Here is a 368-nt window from a genome sequence, read left to right as displayed (position 1 = left end):
GCAGCGGCGTGTTGGAGACGATGCCGCCATCCCAATAATACTCGCCCTCGATGCGGATCGAGGGGAAGGCCGGCGGCAGGGCGCCGCTCGCCATGATGTGCTCCGGCCCGATGCGCACCTTGTCGGTGTCGAAATAGACGAAGTTGCCGGTCCTGACATTGACCGCGCCGACGCTCAGCCGCTTCCTGCCGTCGTTCAGCACATCGAAATCGATCAGGCTCTCCAGCGTGTCCTTCAGCTCGGCGGTGTCGTAGAAGCTGGTGGCGTCCTGCGCTCCCGACAGCTGGAACCACGGATTGGGATTGCGCGGCTTGAAGAGACCGGGCTGGCCCAGTGTCATCGTCATCAACGACGAGGTTTGGTTGCGG

1 protein-coding gene is annotated in these 368 nt (G+C 63.3%); it reads right to left on the bottom strand.

All coding sequences use genetic code 11. The features are described 5' to 3' along the window. On the bottom strand, positions 1–368 hold a 368-nt coding region (locus EN818_RS31100; RefSeq protein ID WP_189523991.1), incomplete at both ends, for a patatin-like phospholipase family protein.

This window comes from Mesorhizobium sp. M3A.F.Ca.ET.175.01.1.1 (genome assembly GCF_004791945.1).
Classification (GTDB): Bacteria; Pseudomonadota; Alphaproteobacteria; order Rhizobiales; family Rhizobiaceae; genus Mesorhizobium.
Note: the sequence above shows the minus strand (reverse complement) of the source record. Positions and strands in the feature narration are given on the sequence as shown.